Genomic DNA, 15,064 nt, shown 5'->3' with positions numbered 1-15,064 from the left:
GTTGAGGCCCTACGTGCGGACCAGCTCCTCTCGCCGAACGGACCACTCCACGAGGTCGGCCAGGGCGGAGACGGCGCGCGCCGGGGCCTTGCGGCCCTCCCCCGGGTCGATGGCCTCACCAGGGATGGTCGGGTCGGCGAGCTTCTTGTTGAGGTCCGTACGCAGCGCCGCATAGGAAGCCACCGCGGCGTCGCGAACCTGCTTGTCGGTGACCTTGCGCGGGTCGATTCCGCGTACGTCCACAGGGGCCAGGTCATCGAGATCCCCGTGGATGGTCGCGTCCAGACCGCTCAGCTCGGCTGCCTGGTCGCGGGTGAACGATGTGGTCCAGCGCGGTGCCTGGAGCCCGATACGCGGGTCGTCGACCGTCAGCTCCGGCATCAGGCGCTTGCCGAGGACGTGCTTGCGCAGCCCCATCGCCGCCGGGTAGGCCAGGCCACGCCGGTCCAGCTCGGCGTTGAGGCCGCGCAGCACCTCGACGGTCGCGGAGCCGAGGGAGGTGTTCTTCGGAGGCGGGCTCTTCATCCCCTCGGGATCGAAGCCCATCGCCACACCGAAACGCTCCAGCAGCAGGGTCGCCGGGCTGCCCGGAGGCGGCACGGTGACCAGGTGCAGAGGCCCGGCCTGACCCCACCGCCGGGCGATGGCGACCATGTCCTGCTCGGACCAGAACCGTTTGCCGGGCCCGGAGTGACGGCGCTCGGGAGATCCCGGACGGCTCTTGTTGACCGCGGTGAGGAAGTCCGCCCAGGTCCAGTCCACGCCGTTCTGGACGAGCTCCTGCCACATCGACGGGATCTGCCGGTTGATGTCACGCAGCGAGAGCACGATCTCGGGGGTCACGCCCTTGAAGCTCCTCGCCACCCGCTCGACCGTCTCCGGCCCGACCGGCGCGAGCAGCTCGACGGAGATCAGCGCAGTGCCGTCCCACTCGTCGACCTCGGCGACCAGGCGATCCCAGGCCCCGGCGACCGAGTTCCCCTGTGGGTGCTTCCGGCGGCCCTTCACGTCGAGAACGGCCTCGATCTGGTTGCGCCAGCGCGCGCCGGGGACCAGGAACCCACGCTCCGCGAGGAGAGCCTTGTTCTTGTACAGGGCACCCTGCAGATATGTCGTCCCCGACTTCATCGCCCCGACATGGAGCACTACGCGGCGCGCCAACTCTCAATACCTCTCGACCAGACCGACCCGACACCCCCGAGGGGGCATCGTAGCGTCAGGACCCGCCGCCGCCCGCCTTCCGGCGATGCATCTTCGGTGCGCCACCGACTACCTCGGACCCGTGCGCCTTCTCCTTGGCCCCCGCGCTCTCGGCGCGTGCGTGGTCGTGGTTGTTCTTCTTCTCCAGCGCCTCGCGCATCTTGGCTTTGAGATCGTCGTTGGTCATCGCTCTCCCTAAATCTGCGTTGCTGGATCGTTGGTCGGGTAAACCCCAACCTACGACAACGACAACGACGAAACCTCAGGTTTTCCGGACGAGACCGTAGTTGTGGGCGACGAAGGTCTACTTTCGTCACCCACAACTACGGAATCGGCGTCCGTTCGTGCGGACTCGATCGAGGCGAGTCAGGCGACCTGGTGATGGGCGGGGACGTCCAGGAAGCCGGCGTCACCACCGGTGTAGTAGGTCGCCGGGTCGGCCTCGGCCAGGGGAAGCCGACGACGAAGGCGCTCGACGAGGTCCGGATTGGCGAGGTACGCCCGGCCGAAGCTCACCAGGTCGGCACCCAGGCCCAGCCAGCGGTCCGCGGAGGCCAGGTCTGTCGGCCTGGCCCCGAACGGCGCCGCGCCGCGGGTCAGCCACGAGCTCGGGTTGACGATCATGGTCCCGTCCCAGCGCTTGCGCAGGTCCAGCATGGTGGCCTCGTCGGTGGTGGCCTCGATGTGGACGTACGCCAGCCCGAGCCGGTTGAGCTCGGTGAGCAGCGCCGCATAGACCTCGGCATGATCGGGCTCGGTGACGTCCCAGAGCCCGGCGCCGGGCGAGAGCCGGATGCCGACGCGGTCCCCGCCGACGGCGTCCACCGTCGCCGCAACCGCCTCGACGGCGAACCGGATCCGGTTGGTCACCGTGCCGCCGTAGCGGTCGGTGCGCACGTTGGCGTTGGTCGAGAGGAACTGGCTGATCAGATAGCCGTTGGCCCCGTGCAGCTCGACACCGTCGAACCCGGCGCCGACCGCACGGCGGGCGGCTTCGGCGTAGGACTTGGCCTGCTCCGCGATCTCTGCGGTCTCCAGGGCACGTGGCACCGGCGCGGGCTGGGGCCCGGTCGGGGTGAAGACGTCGGCCGCCGCGGCGACAGCTGACGGGGCCACCGGTCGGCGCCCGGAGATCGACTCGTGCGAGATCCGGCCGCCGTGCATCAACTGGGCGAAGATCCGGCCACCGTTGATATGGACCGCGTCGGTGACCTGCCGCCAGGAGGCGGCCTCTTCCTCCGTACGCAGTCCCGCGGTGTTGGGGTTCGAGGTGCCGACATGGTTGGGGGCGATCCCGTCGGAGATGAGCAGGCCGGCGGTCGCCCGCTGAGCGAAGTACGTCGCCATCGACGGCGTTGCAAGGCCGTCCGCGGTGCCTCGGGCGCGGGTCATCGGCGCCATCACGATCCGGTTCGGCAATGTCAGCGGGCCCAGGTGGTGGCGGTCGAAGAGGCTGGTCACAGGTGAGCTCCTTGGGAGTGGCAGTGGTTCGCCACGTACGCTAGAACCTGACACTGACGTCAGAGGCAAGTCTTGTGCCGGAGATCACCCCAGGAGGAGTTCGATGCGGATCGGCGAGCTCGCGCGTCGGGCAGGCGTGAGCGTCCGCTCGCTGCGCTACTACGAGGAGCAGGGGCTGCTCGTGTCCGAACGCAGCGGCAGCGGCCAGCGGCACTACCCCGAGGCGGCCGTCGACCGGGTGATCCTCCTCCAGCGGCTCTACGCGGGCGGACTCTCGAGCCGTACGATCGGCGAGGTCCTTCCCTGCGTCGACCGGCCGAGCGCCGACACCTCCGAGTCGGCCTTCGAGATGATGGTCAGCGAGCGCGACCGGCTCAGCGCGCACATCGAGGACCTGCTCCAGACCCGAGACATGCTCGACGAGCTGATCGCAACGAATCGCCGCCACAACGCGACCCTCCGGTCCGGCTCCGGCGGCTGAGCATGCCCCCGAGACAGCAGAAGTGGGCGACGAAACCACTGTCTCGTCGCCCACTTCTACAGATTCGGCGGAAGGTACGGCTGACGGATCAGGACTTGTAGTCCTTGAGGAGGCTGCGGCCGATGATCATCTTCTGGATGTCGCTGGTGCCCTCACCGATCAGCATGAACTTGACCTCGCGCATGATCCGCTCGATCTCGTACTCCTTGGAGTAGCCGTAGCCGCCGTGGATGCGGAAGGAGTCCTCCACGACCTCGTTGGCGTACTCCGAGGCGACCATCTTGGCCATCCCGGCCTCCACGTCCATCCGCTTGCCGGTGTCCTTGAGACGCGCGGCGCGGACCATCATGTTGTGGGAGACCTCGACCTTGGTGCCCATCTCGGCAAGACGGAACAAGATGGCCTGGTGCTCGGCGATCTTCTTGCCGAAGGTCTGACGCTGCTGGGAGTAGGCGATACCGAGCTCGAAGCCACGGATCGCCAGGCCGCAGGCGCGGGCGGCGACGTTGACCCGGCCGACCTCGACACCGTCCATCATCTGGAAGAAGCCCTTGCCCGGGGTACCACCGAGGATCTGGTCGGCCGAGATCTTGTGACCCTCGAAGATCATCTCGGTGGTGTCGATGCCCTTGTAGCCCATCTTGTCGATCTTGCCCGGCACCGTGATGCCCTGCGCGGTCTGACCGAAGCCGGGGGTCTTCTCCACCAGGAAGGTGGTCATGTTCTTGTAGACGCTCTCGGCGCCCTCATCGGTCTTGGTCAGCACCGCGACCAGGGTCGAGGAGCCACCGTTGGTCAGCCACATCTTCTGACCGGTGATCTCATAGGAGCCATCAGCCTGCTTGGTCGCCTTGGTCGACACCGCGGACACATCCGAGCCCAGACCGGGCTCGGACATCGAGAACGCGCCACGGACCTCACCGGTCGCCATGCGCGGCAGGTACTTCTGCTTCTGCTCCTCGGTACCGTGCTGCATCAGCATGTAGGCCACGATGAAGTGAGTATTGATAACACCGCTCACACTCATCCAGCCGCGGGCGATCTCCTCCACGCACAGCGCGTAGGTCAGCAGCGACTCACCCAGACCGCCGTACTCCTCCGGGATCATCAGACCGAAGATGCCCAGCTCCTTGAGACCCTCCACGATCTCGGTCGGATACTCATCGGCATGCTCCAGCTCCTGGGCCACCGGAATGACCTTCTCGTCCACGAACTGACGGACGGTCTTCAGGATCTCTTCCTGAATATCGGTGAGACCTTCGGTCTCGGCAAGGCGACCCATGCTCTACTCCTAATCTCGGTGGTCGGGGCCACAACGTTTCGACCCGTCGAGACCACGCTGATGTCACCGCGGCAGGTTACCAATCAGTAACCATCAATGACAGGTGACACCCGCCACACCGCGATCCTACGTCCCTCAAACCCGCCGTCCGACTGCCGAGAAGAACGGCTTGAAGAGCTTGTCGTACGACGCCTTGGTGACGCTCACGTAGCCCGACCGCTTGCCGGTGCCGGCCGAGGTGGACATCTGGGTGCTGGAGCTGAAGGCGAACGCCGGAGTGGCACCGGTCCTGCTGATCAGCAGCACGGTCGCTCGCAGGCCGGCGCGTTCGTAGCCGCTCGGGTGCCGCACGGCCCAGCTCTCCTTCTTCACGTCCTTGCCGAGGACCCGCTGCAGCGAGCGCATCTCGGCGGTCGTGGTCCGTTCCGCGGTGACGACCTGGACCCGCGCACCACGCGACTTGGCCCGCTTCAGCGCCCGGAGCACCTTGGCGTTGCTCAACGCACGGGTGGCCAGGTGGACGACCTGACCCCGTTTGGTGCTGTTGATCGACTTCAGGACCGTACGCAGCACGCTCTGCTCCTCGGCGGTGCTCAGTCCCGGGTCGGTGACCACGACCCCCGGCCCGAACCTGACCCGCGAGGAACCCTCGGTGGAGGTGACCGGCAGCGGCGAGAAGTCGACGCGGACCGCGTGGTGGTCGGACTCGAGCCCGAAGGCGCGCTGGTTGCCGGTGGCGAACCGCGCGATCCCGCGGGCCAGCACGTAGTCGATGGTCGAGGCCCGGCCGTGCGTGACCGGTGCCTGCTGGGTGACGTCGTAGCTCGGGGTCAGGTGCTGCGCGGCGAAGATGTCGCTCGGGTAGCGAGAGCCCTCGTACTGCACGTTCAGGTCGCCGCCGACCATCACCGGGCCGCGTCTGGCCAGCGCCTTGACGAGCACGTTGAGCGCGCGGGCCGAGGGACGGACCAGGTCGCCGTAGTACTTGGACTTGGGCGCGAAGTGCACCGCGACCACCGAGACGTTCCGGCCGGTCGCCCGGTTCTCGAGGGTGACCCAGTTGGCGAACCTGATGCCCCAGTGCAGCCGTTGGTCGGCCGACTTGCCGCGCTTGTTGCTGATCTGGTGGATGCCCTTCGAGGTCGCCGCCCACTCGTCGTTGTCCCAGGCCACCGCCGTCGCCGACCTGTACGCGTCGCCGCCCTCGCGCCAGACGCGATAGCGCCCCGGCTCGAGACTCGCGCTCCGGCGGCCGTTCACCTCGTTGTAGGTGATGAAGTCGGGCGAGGTGCCGACCACCTCGCGTACGTCCTTCTTGAACCTCGCCGTGCTCATGCTCGCCCTGATGTTGGCCTGGACCATCCGGTAGCGCGGTGGCGAGTACGCGACCGTCTCCAGGTCTGTCGCGACCGGAGCGGACGAGTCGTGCACGGCGACGAGAGCCCCGCCGAAGAGGCCGATGACAAGTCCCGCGGAGAGCAGGGCCTTGGCCACCCGGCCCCCGCGCGACGGGACGGGAGATTGCGTACGCATCCGTTCAGGCCCCTTTCACAGCAACGGCGACCGATCACGCTGGTCACATAGATAACTTTTGTAACACAAGCCTCACCTGGATCGCGGTTCCCTTTCCGGTGCAGTTCTGATAGCTCATCGAATTCGCCTTCCGTGCCACCGCGTGAGCGTCGAAGCGACCTGCTGGGGCCTATGTCATAACGTTGGGCCGTGAGCACCTCGCCCAACCGCGTCTACGCGGCACGCCTGGTCGGCCTTCCGATCTTCGACCCGCTCGGTGAGCAGGTCGGCAAGGTGCGAGATCTCGTGGTCACGGTCAGATCCGACGCCCGGCAGCCGCGCGTGCTGGGCCTGGTCGTCGAGGTCTTCGGGCGCCGGCGCATCTTCGTGCCGATGACCCGGGTGACCAGCATCGACGCCGGCCAGATCTACACGACCGGCCTGCTCAACATGCGCCGCTTCCAGCAGCGTTCGACCGAGACCCTGGTGATCGGCCAGATGTTCGACCGTCAGGTCACCATCCGCCCCACCGGCGTCGTCGGGACGGTCTATGACGTCGGCATGGAGCAGGCCCGCAACCGCGACTGGTTGCTCTCGCGGGTCGCCGTGCAGGAGCTCGCCAAGGGACTGCGCCGTCGCGGCCAGACGCACGTGGTCGAGTGGAACGACGCCGAGGGGCTGGCCAGCCGCTCCCCCACGCAGGCTGCGACCCACCTGGTCCAGGCGATCCACGACATGCGCCCGGCCGATGCCGCGACGATGATCCACGAGCTCCCGCCCGAGCGCCAGCGACAGGTCGTCGCCGCCCTCGACGACGAGCGCCTCGCCGAGGTGCTCGAGGAGCTGCCCGAGGACGACCAGGTCGCCATCGTGCGGGCCCTGGACTCCGAGCGTGCCGCCGACGTGCTCGAGGAGATGTCGCCCGACGACGCCGCCGACCTCATCGCCGAGCTGCCCGAGGAGACCGCCACCCTGCTGCTCGAGCTGATGCAGCCCGAGGACGCCAAGGACGTACTCCGGCTGATGTCCTACGAGGAGGACACCGCCGGCTCGATGATGACCCCCGAGCCGGTCATCGTCGGCCCCGACGCGACCATCGCCGACGCGCTCGCTCTCGTACGCAACCCCGACCTCACCCCGGCCCAGGCCGCCCTCGTCTACGTCTGTCGTCCCCCGCTGGAGACGCCGACCGGCAAGTTCCTCGGCATCGCCCATATCCAGCGGCTGCTGCGCGAGCCACCGTCCACGCTGGTCGCGGGCGCGCTCGACGAGTCCCTGGAGCCGCTGCGCCCCGAGGACAGCACCGAGCAGGTGGCGGCCCACCTGGCGACGTACAACCTGGTTGCCGCTCCCGTCGTCGACGAGAACGGCCATCTGGCCGGCGCGGTCACCGTCGACGACCTGCTCGACCACCTGCTCCCGGAGAACTGGCGCGAGAACCTCGCCCGCCAGGAGTCGGCCACCGAGCCGCGGCCGGACACCAGGCCCGACACCCGTCCCAACAAGGTGATCACGCCGGAGATGGTGCGCCGTGGCTGACACCCGCGCCGCCCGCGGCCGCCTCGACACCCCGCGCGAGCTGCGCCGCCCGCTGGTCCGGCGGCCCACCTTCCGCGCCGACGCCTTCGGCTCCTTCGCCGAGGCCTTCGCCCGCTACATGGGCACCGCCCGGTTCATCGCCTGGATGACGATGGTCGTGGTCATCTGGGTCGCCTGGAACCTCGTCGTTCCGAAGGAGTGGCGCTTCGACGAGTTCCCGTTCATCTTCCTGACCCTGGCGCTGAGCCTGCAGGCGTCGTACGCCGCGCCACTGATCCTGCTCGCGCAGAACCGCCAGGAGGACCGCGACCGCGCCATCGCCGAGCAGGACCGTCGCATCGCCTCGCAGTCCAAGGCCGACATGGAGTTCCTCGCTCGCGAGACCGCGTCGCTGCGGATGGCTCTCGGTGAGGTCGCCACCCGCGACTACCTCCGCTCCGAGCTCCGGCTGCTCCTCGAGGAGCTCGACGAGCGCGACCGTCACCGCGGTCCGATAGACCAGCCCTCGGGCGATGCTGGAGACTCCCCACGCACGACGTAGGCTTGCATACCGTGAGTAGCCCGCTTCTCGACCGTGTCAACGCAGCCCTGGCGACCGTTCAGGACCCGGAGATCAAACGTCCCATCACCGAGCTGGGGATGGTCGACTCCGTCTCGATCGACGACGCAGGTCTCGTCAGCGTCAAGGTGCTGCTGACCGTCGCCGGCTGCCCGCTCAAGGACACCATCAACCGCGACACCACCGCGGCGCTCGAGAAGGTCGACGGCGTCACCGGCGTCGACCTCGAGCTGGGTGTGATGACCAACGAGCAGCGCACCGAGATGCGCAACGGGCTCACCGGCGGCCAGGCGCAGCGGGAGATCCCCTTCGCCCAGCCGGGCTCGCTGACCAAGGTCTTCGCGATCGCGTCGGGCAAGGGCGGTGTCGGCAAGTCGTCGGTCACGGTCAACCTGGCCGTCGCGCTCGCCCAGCAGGGGCTCAAGGTCGGCATCGTCGACGCCGACATCTACGGCCACTCGGTGCCCGCGATGCTGGGCGTGGCCGACTCCCGGCCGACCCAGGTCGACGACCTGATCATGCCGGTCCCGACCGCCTCGGGCGTCTCGGTGATCTCGATCGGGATGCTCAAGCCCCGCCGCGACCAGGTCGTCGCCTGGCGCGGACCGATGCTCGACCGGGCCCTGGTCCAGATGCTCTCCGACGTCTACTGGGGCGACCTCGACGCACTGCTGCTCGACCTGCCCCCGGGCACCGGCGACGTGGCGATCTCGTTGGGCCAGCACCTGCCCAACGCCGAGATCGTCGTGGTCACCACTCCGCAGGAGGCCGCCGCCGAGGTGGCCGAGCGGGCCGGCACGATGGCCGAGATGATGCATCAGCGCGTCGTCGGCGTCGTGGAGAACATGTCCTGGCTCGTCCTTCCCGACGGCTCCAAGATGGAGGTCTTCGGCTCCGGCGGTGGCCAGCGGGTCGCCGACACCCTCTCCCAGCGCTTCGGCTCGAAGGTGCCGCTGCTCGCTCAGATCCCGCTGGAGCAGACCCTGCGTGAGGCCGGCGACGCCGGGAAGCCGATCGTCGAGTCCGACCCGACCGCCGAGTCGGCCAAGGTGCTGGCCGAGGTGGCGCGTACGATCTCGGGCCGCGGCCGTGGGCTCGCGGGCATGCAACTGGGCCTCACTCCCACCTCCAAGCTCTGAGCCTGTAGGTTCACCTCCGTGTTCGGCATCGGCTTCGCGGAGCTTGCCGTCATCGTCGTGATCGCCATCCTGGTCTTCGGGCCGGACAAGATCCCCGACATGGCACGGCAGATCGCCCGCCTCCTCCACCAGGTGCGCAACCTGGCCAACAACGCGCGAGACGATTTGCGCGGAGAGCTCGGGCCCGCCTACCAGGACCTCGAGCTGCGCGACCTCGACCCGCGTCGCATCGTCAGCAGACAGATCCAGGAAGCTCTCGCCGACATCGAGGAGGAAGAGGCGCGCGCCAAGGCGCCCAGGCCTCTTCTGGCCGGCGAGAAGCCGCCCTACGACGACCAGGCAACGTAGCCCGTCCCTTCAGTCTCCTTTGTCACAGCAGAACCTTCTGTTACTCGCCGGTTTAGAACCACGAATAACGGGTAAGAGAAGGTTGCCTGCGTAGAAAGGAGTTTGCGCCCATGAGCGCTCTACCATCTCGGGACCCTGATCCTGCGGAGCCGGATCCGCAACGCCCTGCCGAGGTGCCCCTGGCCGATGTCCAGGGCACACTCGCCTTCGACCTACAGCCACGCCTGGACCCGCCGCGGCCGGACCGGAGCGGGCAGGATGACGCACTGCTGGCCGAGCCGATTCCGATCGTCCCAGCCCGCGGCCATCTGAGCGCGTGGATCCCACAGTTCGCCCAGAAGATCGCTGAGGTCGTCGGCGGGGACCGTCCGGCGAGCCAGCTGGTCCGCTGGACGACCAAGGAGGTCGTCGCCGACCTTCGCTACCGCGCCGCTCTGACCGCCCGTAGCGGGGCGTACGAGCCCGGCCAGGGCCGCCACCAGCCGGTCCGTCCGCGCGTCTATCGATGGCACCTTCACGTGGTCACCGACACCATCGTCGAGGCCACCGCCACGATCAAGTACGGCCACGGCTACCGCGCGATGGCCCTCCGCTTCGAGCAGAGCGGCGAGAACTGGATCTGCACGGTCCTCAACTTCGGGCCGTACACGTGAACCCGTGGAGCGCTGTACGTACCTGGTACGTACAGCGCTCCACGGGTTGTGTGCTGAGTGTCCTCAGCCGTTGACGCGGGTGGTGAGGCCGGTCGGGCCGCCGGGGCGGCCGTGGCACTGCTTGAACTTCTTGCCCGAGCCGCAGGGGCACTGCTCGTTGCGGCCGATCTTGGCGTAGGGGTCGTCGGCGTTGCTGACGGTGTTGCCCTGCGCCTCGGCCTGACCCTGCTCGTCCGGGCCGGAGAAGGCCAGGTGCTTGGGGGCGGCAGGCTTCTGCAGGCCCTTGGCGTGGATCTGCGGCGCGCCGGGGCTGGATGCGGGGGCGGCGGGCTGTGCCTTCAGGGCGGCGGAGATGTCCTGGAGACCGCCGGCCTGACCGACACCGACCGGCGGCTCGGCGAGCGCGCCCTCGTGCATCGGACCGGCGTGACGGGTGCCGTCGGGGTGGTAGTGGAACTCTGCGCTCCCAGAATCGGGCGCAGCCTGCTCGACCTGGACCTCCAGGTTGAACAGGTAGCCGACCGCGGCCTCCTTGATCCCGTCCATCATCGCGGTGAACATGTCGTAGCCCTCGCGCTGGTACTCCACCAGCGGGTCGCGCTGCGAGTAGGCCCGCAGGCCGATGCCCTCGCGCAGGTAGTCCATCTCGTAGAGGTGCTCGCGCCACTTGCGGTCCAGCACCGAGAGGACGACCTGGCGCTCGACCTCGCGCATGCCCTCGGAGCCGATCTCCTCCTCGCGGCGGTCGTACGCCTCCTGGGCGTCCTTCTTGAGGATCTCGATCAGCTCGTTGCGGTCGAGGTCGTCCTTGCTGCCGCCGGCGTCGGCGATCAGCTTCTCGGGCTCGACCGAGACCGGCCACATCTGCTTGAGGTCGGTCCACAGCTGGTCGAGGTCCCACTCCTCGGCGTAGTCCTGGGTCGCGCCGGTGACGACGCCGGTGACGACGTCGTCGATGAAGGTGCGGATCTGGTCCTCGAGGTCGGCGCCCTCGAGCACCTCGCGGCGCTCGGCATAGATCACCTTGCGCTGGCGGTCCATGACGTCGTCGTACTTGAGGACGTTCTTGCGGGACTCGAAGTTCTGGCCCTCGACCTGGGTCTGCGCGTTGGCGATCGACTTGGTCACCGACTTGGCCTCGATCGGCACGTCGTCGGGGATCTTCAGCGTGGTCAGGATGCGGTCGACCCACTCGCCCTTGAACAGGCGCATCAGGTCGTCCTCCAGCGACAGGTAGAAGCGGGACTCGCCCGGGTCACCCTGACGGCCGGAACGACCACGCAGCTGGTTGTCGATGCGGCGGGACTCGTGGCGCTCGGTGCCGAGGACGTAGAGACCACCGAGCTTGGTGACCTCATCGTGCTCGGCGGCGACCTGCTCCTTGATCCGCTCGACTGTCGGCGCCCAGGCCTGCTCGTACGCGTCGGCGGTCTCGCCGGTGGGCTCCAGGCCCTGCTTGCGAAGCTCCTGGTCGGCCAGGAAGTCGACGGATCCACCGAGCATGATGTCGGTGCCTCGACCGGCCATGTTGGTGGCGACCGTGACCGCGCCCTTGTGGCCGGCCAGCGCGACGATCTTGGCCTCGTCGGCGTGGTACTTCGCGTTGAGGACGGTGTGCGGGACGCCGCGCTTCTTGAGGATGTTGCCGAGGTATTCGGACTTCTCCACCGAGACGGTGCCGACCAGCACCGGCTGGCCCTTCTTGTGGCGCTCGACCAGGTCGTCGGCGACGGCCTCGTACTTCGCCTCTTCGGTGCGGTAGACGAGGTCGGGCTGGTCCTTGCGGATCATCGGCTTGTTGGTCGGGATCGGGACCACGCCGAGCTTGTAGATCTTGTCGAACTCCGACTCCTCGGTCATCGCCGTACCGGTCATGCCGGAGAGCTTCTCGTAGAGACGGAAGTAGTTCTGCAGGGTGATGCTCGCCAGGGTCTGGTACTCCTCGCGGACCTTCACACCCTCCTTGGCCTCGATCGCCTGGTGCAGGCCGTCGTTGTAGCGGCGGCCGGCGAGCATGCGGCCGGTGTGCTCGTCGACGATCAGCACCTCGTCGTTGGCGACGACGTACTCCTTGTCGCGGCGGAAGAGCTCCTTGGCCTTGATCGAGTTGTTCATGAACGAGATCAGCGGGGTGTTGACCGCCTCGTAGAGGTTCTCGATGCCGAGGTGGTCCTCGACCCGGGTGATGCCCCGCTCGAGAACGGCGATGGTGCGCTTCTTCTCGTCGACCTCGTAGTCGACGTCCTTGGTCAGCGTCTTGGCGATCGTGGCGAACTCGTCGTACCACTTCACGTCGTCCTCGGTCGGGCCCGAGATGATCAGCGGGGTGCGGGCCTCGTCGATGAGGATCGAGTCGACCTCGTCGACGATCGCGAAGAAGTGGCTGCGCTGGACCAGGTCGGCCATGGAGGAGGCCATGTTGTCGCGCAGGTAGTCGAAGCCGAGCTCGTTGTTGGTGCCGTAGGTGATGTCGCAGTTGTAGGCCTCGCGGCGCTGCGCCGGGGTCATCTGCGGCAGGATCACGCCGACGGTGAGGCCGAGGAAGCCGTAGATGCGACCCATCATCTCGGCCTGGAACTTGGCCAGGTAGTCGTTGACCGTGACGACGTGGACGCCCTTGCCGGCCAGCGCGTTGAGGTAGGCCGGGAGCACCGCGGTCTGGGTCTTGCCCTCACCGGTCTTCATCTCGGCGATGTTGCCGAGGTGGAGCGCCGCGCCGCCCTGGATCTGCACGTCGTAGTGACGCTGGCCCAGGACGCGCTTGGTGACCTCGCGGACCGTGGCGAACGCCTCGGCCATGATGTCGTCGAGATCCTCGCCGTTCTCCAGGCGTTGCTTGAACTCGTCGGTCATCCCGCGCAGCTCGTCATCGCTCATCGCGACGAACTCGTCCTCGATCGCGTTGACGGCCTTCGAGATGGCCTCGAGCTCGCGAAGGATCTTGCCTTCGCCGAGGCGAAGGATCTTGTCGAGAATTGCCACGGTGGCGGGCTCCTACTAGCGGCAGACAGATAGCACGCTCACTCTACCCACCTCCCGGTCGCCCACTCACACCAACGGCGCAAGCAGGGGTGCCAGGTCGCCCTTGGGATCGACCTCGATGGAGCTCAGGCCGAGCCATCCGGCAAGCCGCTCGAGCTCGGCCGCCAGCTCGATGGCCGTCTCCACGGGCGCGCCCTCCTCCGTATAAGCGCCCTTGACCTGGAGCGTTCCGCTCTTCCGGTCGGCCTTCAGGTCGACGCGGCCGACGATGTGCTCGCCGAGGAGGAACGGCAGCACGTAGTAGCCGTGGATCCGCTTGGGCGCCGGCGTGTAGATCTCGATCCGGTAGAAGAAGTCGAAGAGCGCCTCGGTGCGCTCCCGCTCCCAGACCAGCGGGTCGAACGGGCTCAGCAGCGCACGGGCCTCGACGCGCCGCGGGAGGCGGGACCCCGAGAAGAGGTACGCCTGCTTGCGGATGCCCTCGACCGCGACCGGCTCCACCTCGCCGGCGTCGATGAGCTGGTTGAGTGCGCGTGTCGTGTCGTCGACGCGCATCCGGAAGTAGTCGGCGATGTCCTTGGCGGTGCCGACCCCGTGGGACCGGGTGGCGCGGCGTACGAGCTCGAGGTGGGCCTCCTCCGGCGACGGAGTCGGCGTGTCGAGGTGGATCCGCGGGATGACACGCTCGGGCAGGTCGTAGGCGACCTCGAACTGGTCGTTGCGGTGCGAGATCGCCAGCTCGCCGAACATGTAGAGGATGTCGAGGGTCTTGCGCGAGTCGGACCAGTTCCAGCCCCAGTGGTCCTTGGTCTGCGGGCCGGCGTCGTCGAGCGCCTTGGCCGCCTCGCGCGCGGTGAGCGCCCCCTGCTCGGCCACCAGCGCCAGCACCTTCTCCTTCATCCCGTCCGGCACGCTCCCCCACCACTTCGAGCCCTTCTGGGCGCGGTAGTGGTCCATCCGCCACTGCATCTGCGGCCACAGCTCGACCGGCATGAACGCCTGCACGTGGGCCCAGTACTCGACCATCCTGCGGTCCTCGAGGCCCTTGCTGGCGCGGTGCAGGAGCCCGGTGTCGTACGCCCCCATCCGGCTGTAGAGCGGCATGTAGTGCGCGCGCTGCAGGACGTTGACCGAGTCGATCTGGAGGACTCCGGTGCGCTCGAGCGTGCGCTGGAACGTACGCATCGTCGGGGTCGTGTGGGGCTTGTCGGCGAACCCCTGCGCCGCCAGCGCGATCCGGCGGGCCTGGGAGCGGCTGAGTGTCTGAGAGCGGGGCACGAGTCCGACTCTAGAGCCGGTTCCGGACAAGCCTCGTCCGGAACCGGCTCCCGCCGAACCGTTGCAGCGCTCGGCCGATGAAAGAAAAATTTCTTTCACAGCGGGCCGAAGGCCTCGCCGACGTCCGCGTCGAGCCTCAAGGTGTCGAGCACACTCAGCAGCTTGCGCTCCTCGAAGCGGAAGTGGGACTCCATGATCGCGGCGATGCCCTCGAGGTGCTTGCCGAGGTCTTCGGGGGTTGCGGCACGATCGACGGCGGCCTGGAGACCGCCGAGGAGGTGGCCGATCATGGAGTGGTCCTGCTCGAGATAGCGGATCGTCTCGCGCAGCTCCGGGTGTGACCGGGCGATCGCCGGGAAGAGCTCCCGGTCCTCGCCTTCGTGATGGCCGGTCAGGGCCGCGCAGAACCCATGACAGAACAGCAGCAGGTCGCGAGCCGCGGGCTCGGCGGGATCTCCCGCGGCGATGGCCTCCTGCGTCACCCGCAGGGCCTTGCGCAGACGCTCGTGCACGTCGCGCATCTCGTTGCTCCAGGCGATCAGCCTGGTCTTCTCGCCCTCAGTCACGTGAGGGCGAAGGGGACGACAACATCAGTCGTGCTCCTTCGAATCCGGCGCCTCCATGCCTGAC

The 15,064-nt window shown here is 67.9% G+C and carries 14 protein-coding genes; 6 read left to right on the top strand and 8 right to left on the bottom strand.

Features of this window, described 5'->3' with window-relative positions:
- Positions 1-9: 9 nt before the first annotated feature.
- The 3 genes from OH802_RS10175 to OH802_RS10165 form a co-directional block, all read right to left on the bottom strand.
- A complete protein-coding gene (locus OH802_RS10175) occupies positions 10-1,161 on the bottom strand; it encodes a hypothetical protein (RefSeq protein WP_406027509.1) in 1,152 nt (383 codons plus the stop codon).
- Positions 1,162-1,216: 55 nt separating this feature from the next.
- Complete coding sequence (locus OH802_RS10170; protein WP_160027349.1) at positions 1,217-1,387, bottom strand: DUF5302 domain-containing protein; 171 nt, start codon at positions 1,385-1,387, stop codon at positions 1,217-1,219.
- A gap of 179 nt (positions 1,388-1,566) precedes the next feature.
- Positions 1,567-2,661, bottom strand: coding sequence for an alkene reductase (locus tag OH802_RS10165; RefSeq protein ID WP_406027507.1), 1,095 nt, complete (start codon positions 2,659-2,661; stop codon positions 1,567-1,569).
- A 103-nt stretch (positions 2,662-2,764) separates the two neighbouring features.
- On the opposite strand from OH802_RS10165, the gene OH802_RS10160 reads away from it, so the two are divergent.
- Positions 2,765-3,142 (top strand): MerR family transcriptional regulator, encoded by a 378-nt coding sequence (locus OH802_RS10160; RefSeq protein ID WP_406027505.1) that lies wholly within the window; start codon positions 2,765-2,767, stop codon positions 3,140-3,142.
- 88 nt (positions 3,143-3,230) lie between these two features.
- On the opposite strand, the gene OH802_RS10155 is transcribed toward OH802_RS10160, so the two are convergent.
- Both OH802_RS10155 and OH802_RS10150 read right to left on the bottom strand, forming a co-directional pair.
- Positions 3,231-4,424 carry an acyl-CoA dehydrogenase family protein gene (locus OH802_RS10155; protein ID WP_406027503.1) on the bottom strand — a complete coding sequence of 398 codons (1,194 nt, stop codon included), beginning with the start codon at positions 4,422-4,424 and terminating at the stop codon, positions 3,231-3,233.
- Between the two features lie 135 nt (positions 4,425-4,559).
- Complete coding sequence (locus OH802_RS10150) at positions 4,560-5,957, bottom strand: endonuclease/exonuclease/phosphatase family protein (protein ID WP_406027501.1); 1,398 nt, start codon at positions 5,955-5,957, stop codon at positions 4,560-4,562.
- Between the two features lie 189 nt (positions 5,958-6,146).
- Between OH802_RS10150 and OH802_RS10145 the strand changes: the two genes are divergently transcribed.
- The 5 genes from OH802_RS10145 to OH802_RS10125 all read left to right on the top strand — a co-directional run bounded on the left by OH802_RS10145 (position 6,147) and on the right by OH802_RS10125 (position 10,174).
- Positions 6,147-7,475: a magnesium transporter MgtE N-terminal domain-containing protein gene (locus OH802_RS10145; protein WP_160027339.1), complete on the top strand. Its 1,329-nt coding sequence runs from the start codon at positions 6,147-6,149 to the stop codon at positions 7,473-7,475.
- Positions 7,468-8,016, top strand: a complete 549-nt coding sequence (locus OH802_RS10140) for a DUF1003 domain-containing protein (RefSeq protein ID WP_406027498.1) — start codon at positions 7,468-7,470, stop codon at positions 8,014-8,016. The genes OH802_RS10145 and OH802_RS10140 overlap by 8 nt, the downstream gene beginning before the upstream one ends.
- Positions 8,017-8,027: 11 nt before the next feature.
- Positions 8,028-9,173, top strand: a complete 1,146-nt coding sequence (locus OH802_RS10135) for a P-loop NTPase (protein WP_355022000.1) — start codon at positions 8,028-8,030, stop codon at positions 9,171-9,173.
- Positions 9,174-9,191: 18 nt separating this feature from the next.
- Positions 9,192-9,521, top strand: coding sequence for a sec-independent translocase (locus OH802_RS10130; protein ID WP_355021999.1), 330 nt, complete (start codon positions 9,192-9,194; stop codon positions 9,519-9,521).
- A 110-nt stretch (positions 9,522-9,631) separates the two neighbouring features.
- Positions 9,632-10,174 carry an Rv3235 family protein gene (locus OH802_RS10125; RefSeq protein ID WP_406027496.1) on the top strand — a complete coding sequence of 181 codons (543 nt, stop codon included), beginning with the start codon at positions 9,632-9,634 and terminating at the stop codon, positions 10,172-10,174.
- Between the two features lie 63 nt (positions 10,175-10,237).
- On the opposite strand, the gene secA is transcribed toward OH802_RS10125, so the two are convergent.
- The 3 genes from secA to OH802_RS10110 all read right to left on the bottom strand — a co-directional run bounded on the left by secA (position 10,238) and on the right by OH802_RS10110 (position 15,000).
- A complete protein-coding gene (gene secA, locus OH802_RS10120) occupies positions 10,238-13,156 on the bottom strand; it encodes a preprotein translocase subunit SecA (protein ID WP_406027494.1) in 2,919 nt (972 codons plus the stop codon).
- 66 nt (positions 13,157-13,222) lie between these two features.
- Positions 13,223-14,434, bottom strand: a complete 1,212-nt coding sequence (locus tag OH802_RS10115) for a winged helix-turn-helix domain-containing protein (protein WP_406027492.1) — start codon at positions 14,432-14,434, stop codon at positions 13,223-13,225.
- Between the two features lie 95 nt (positions 14,435-14,529).
- Positions 14,530-15,000, bottom strand: a complete 471-nt coding sequence (locus tag OH802_RS10110) for a hemerythrin domain-containing protein (protein WP_406027490.1) — start codon at positions 14,998-15,000, stop codon at positions 14,530-14,532.
- Between the last annotated feature and the right edge of the window lie 64 nt (positions 15,001-15,064).

It is taken from the genome of Nocardioides sp. NBC_00850, assembly GCF_045207335.1.
Classification (GTDB): domain Bacteria; phylum Actinomycetota; class Actinomycetes; order Propionibacteriales; family Nocardioidaceae; genus Nocardioides.
This window is presented reverse-complemented; position numbering and strand designations above follow the sequence as displayed.

What these genes read in the sequence shown, in the direction of transcription:
- OH802_RS10150 (WP_406027501.1), bottom strand. Translation starts at nt 5,957, where the DNA reads ATGCGTACGCAATCTCCCGTCCCGTCGCGCGGGGGCCGGGTGGCCAAG.
- OH802_RS10155 (WP_406027503.1), bottom strand. Translation starts at nt 4,424, where the DNA reads ATGGGTCGCCTTGCCGAGACCGAAGGTCTCACCGATATTCAGGAAGAG.
- OH802_RS10160 (WP_406027505.1), top strand. Translation starts at nt 2,765, where the DNA reads ATGCGGATCGGCGAGCTCGCGCGTCGGGCAGGCGTGAGCGTCCGCTCG.
- OH802_RS10170 (WP_160027349.1), bottom strand. Translation starts at nt 1,387, where the DNA reads ATGACCAACGACGATCTCAAAGCCAAGATGCGCGAGGCGCTGGAGAAG.
- OH802_RS10125 (WP_406027496.1), top strand. Translation starts at nt 9,632, where the DNA reads ATGAGCGCTCTACCATCTCGGGACCCTGATCCTGCGGAGCCGGATCCG.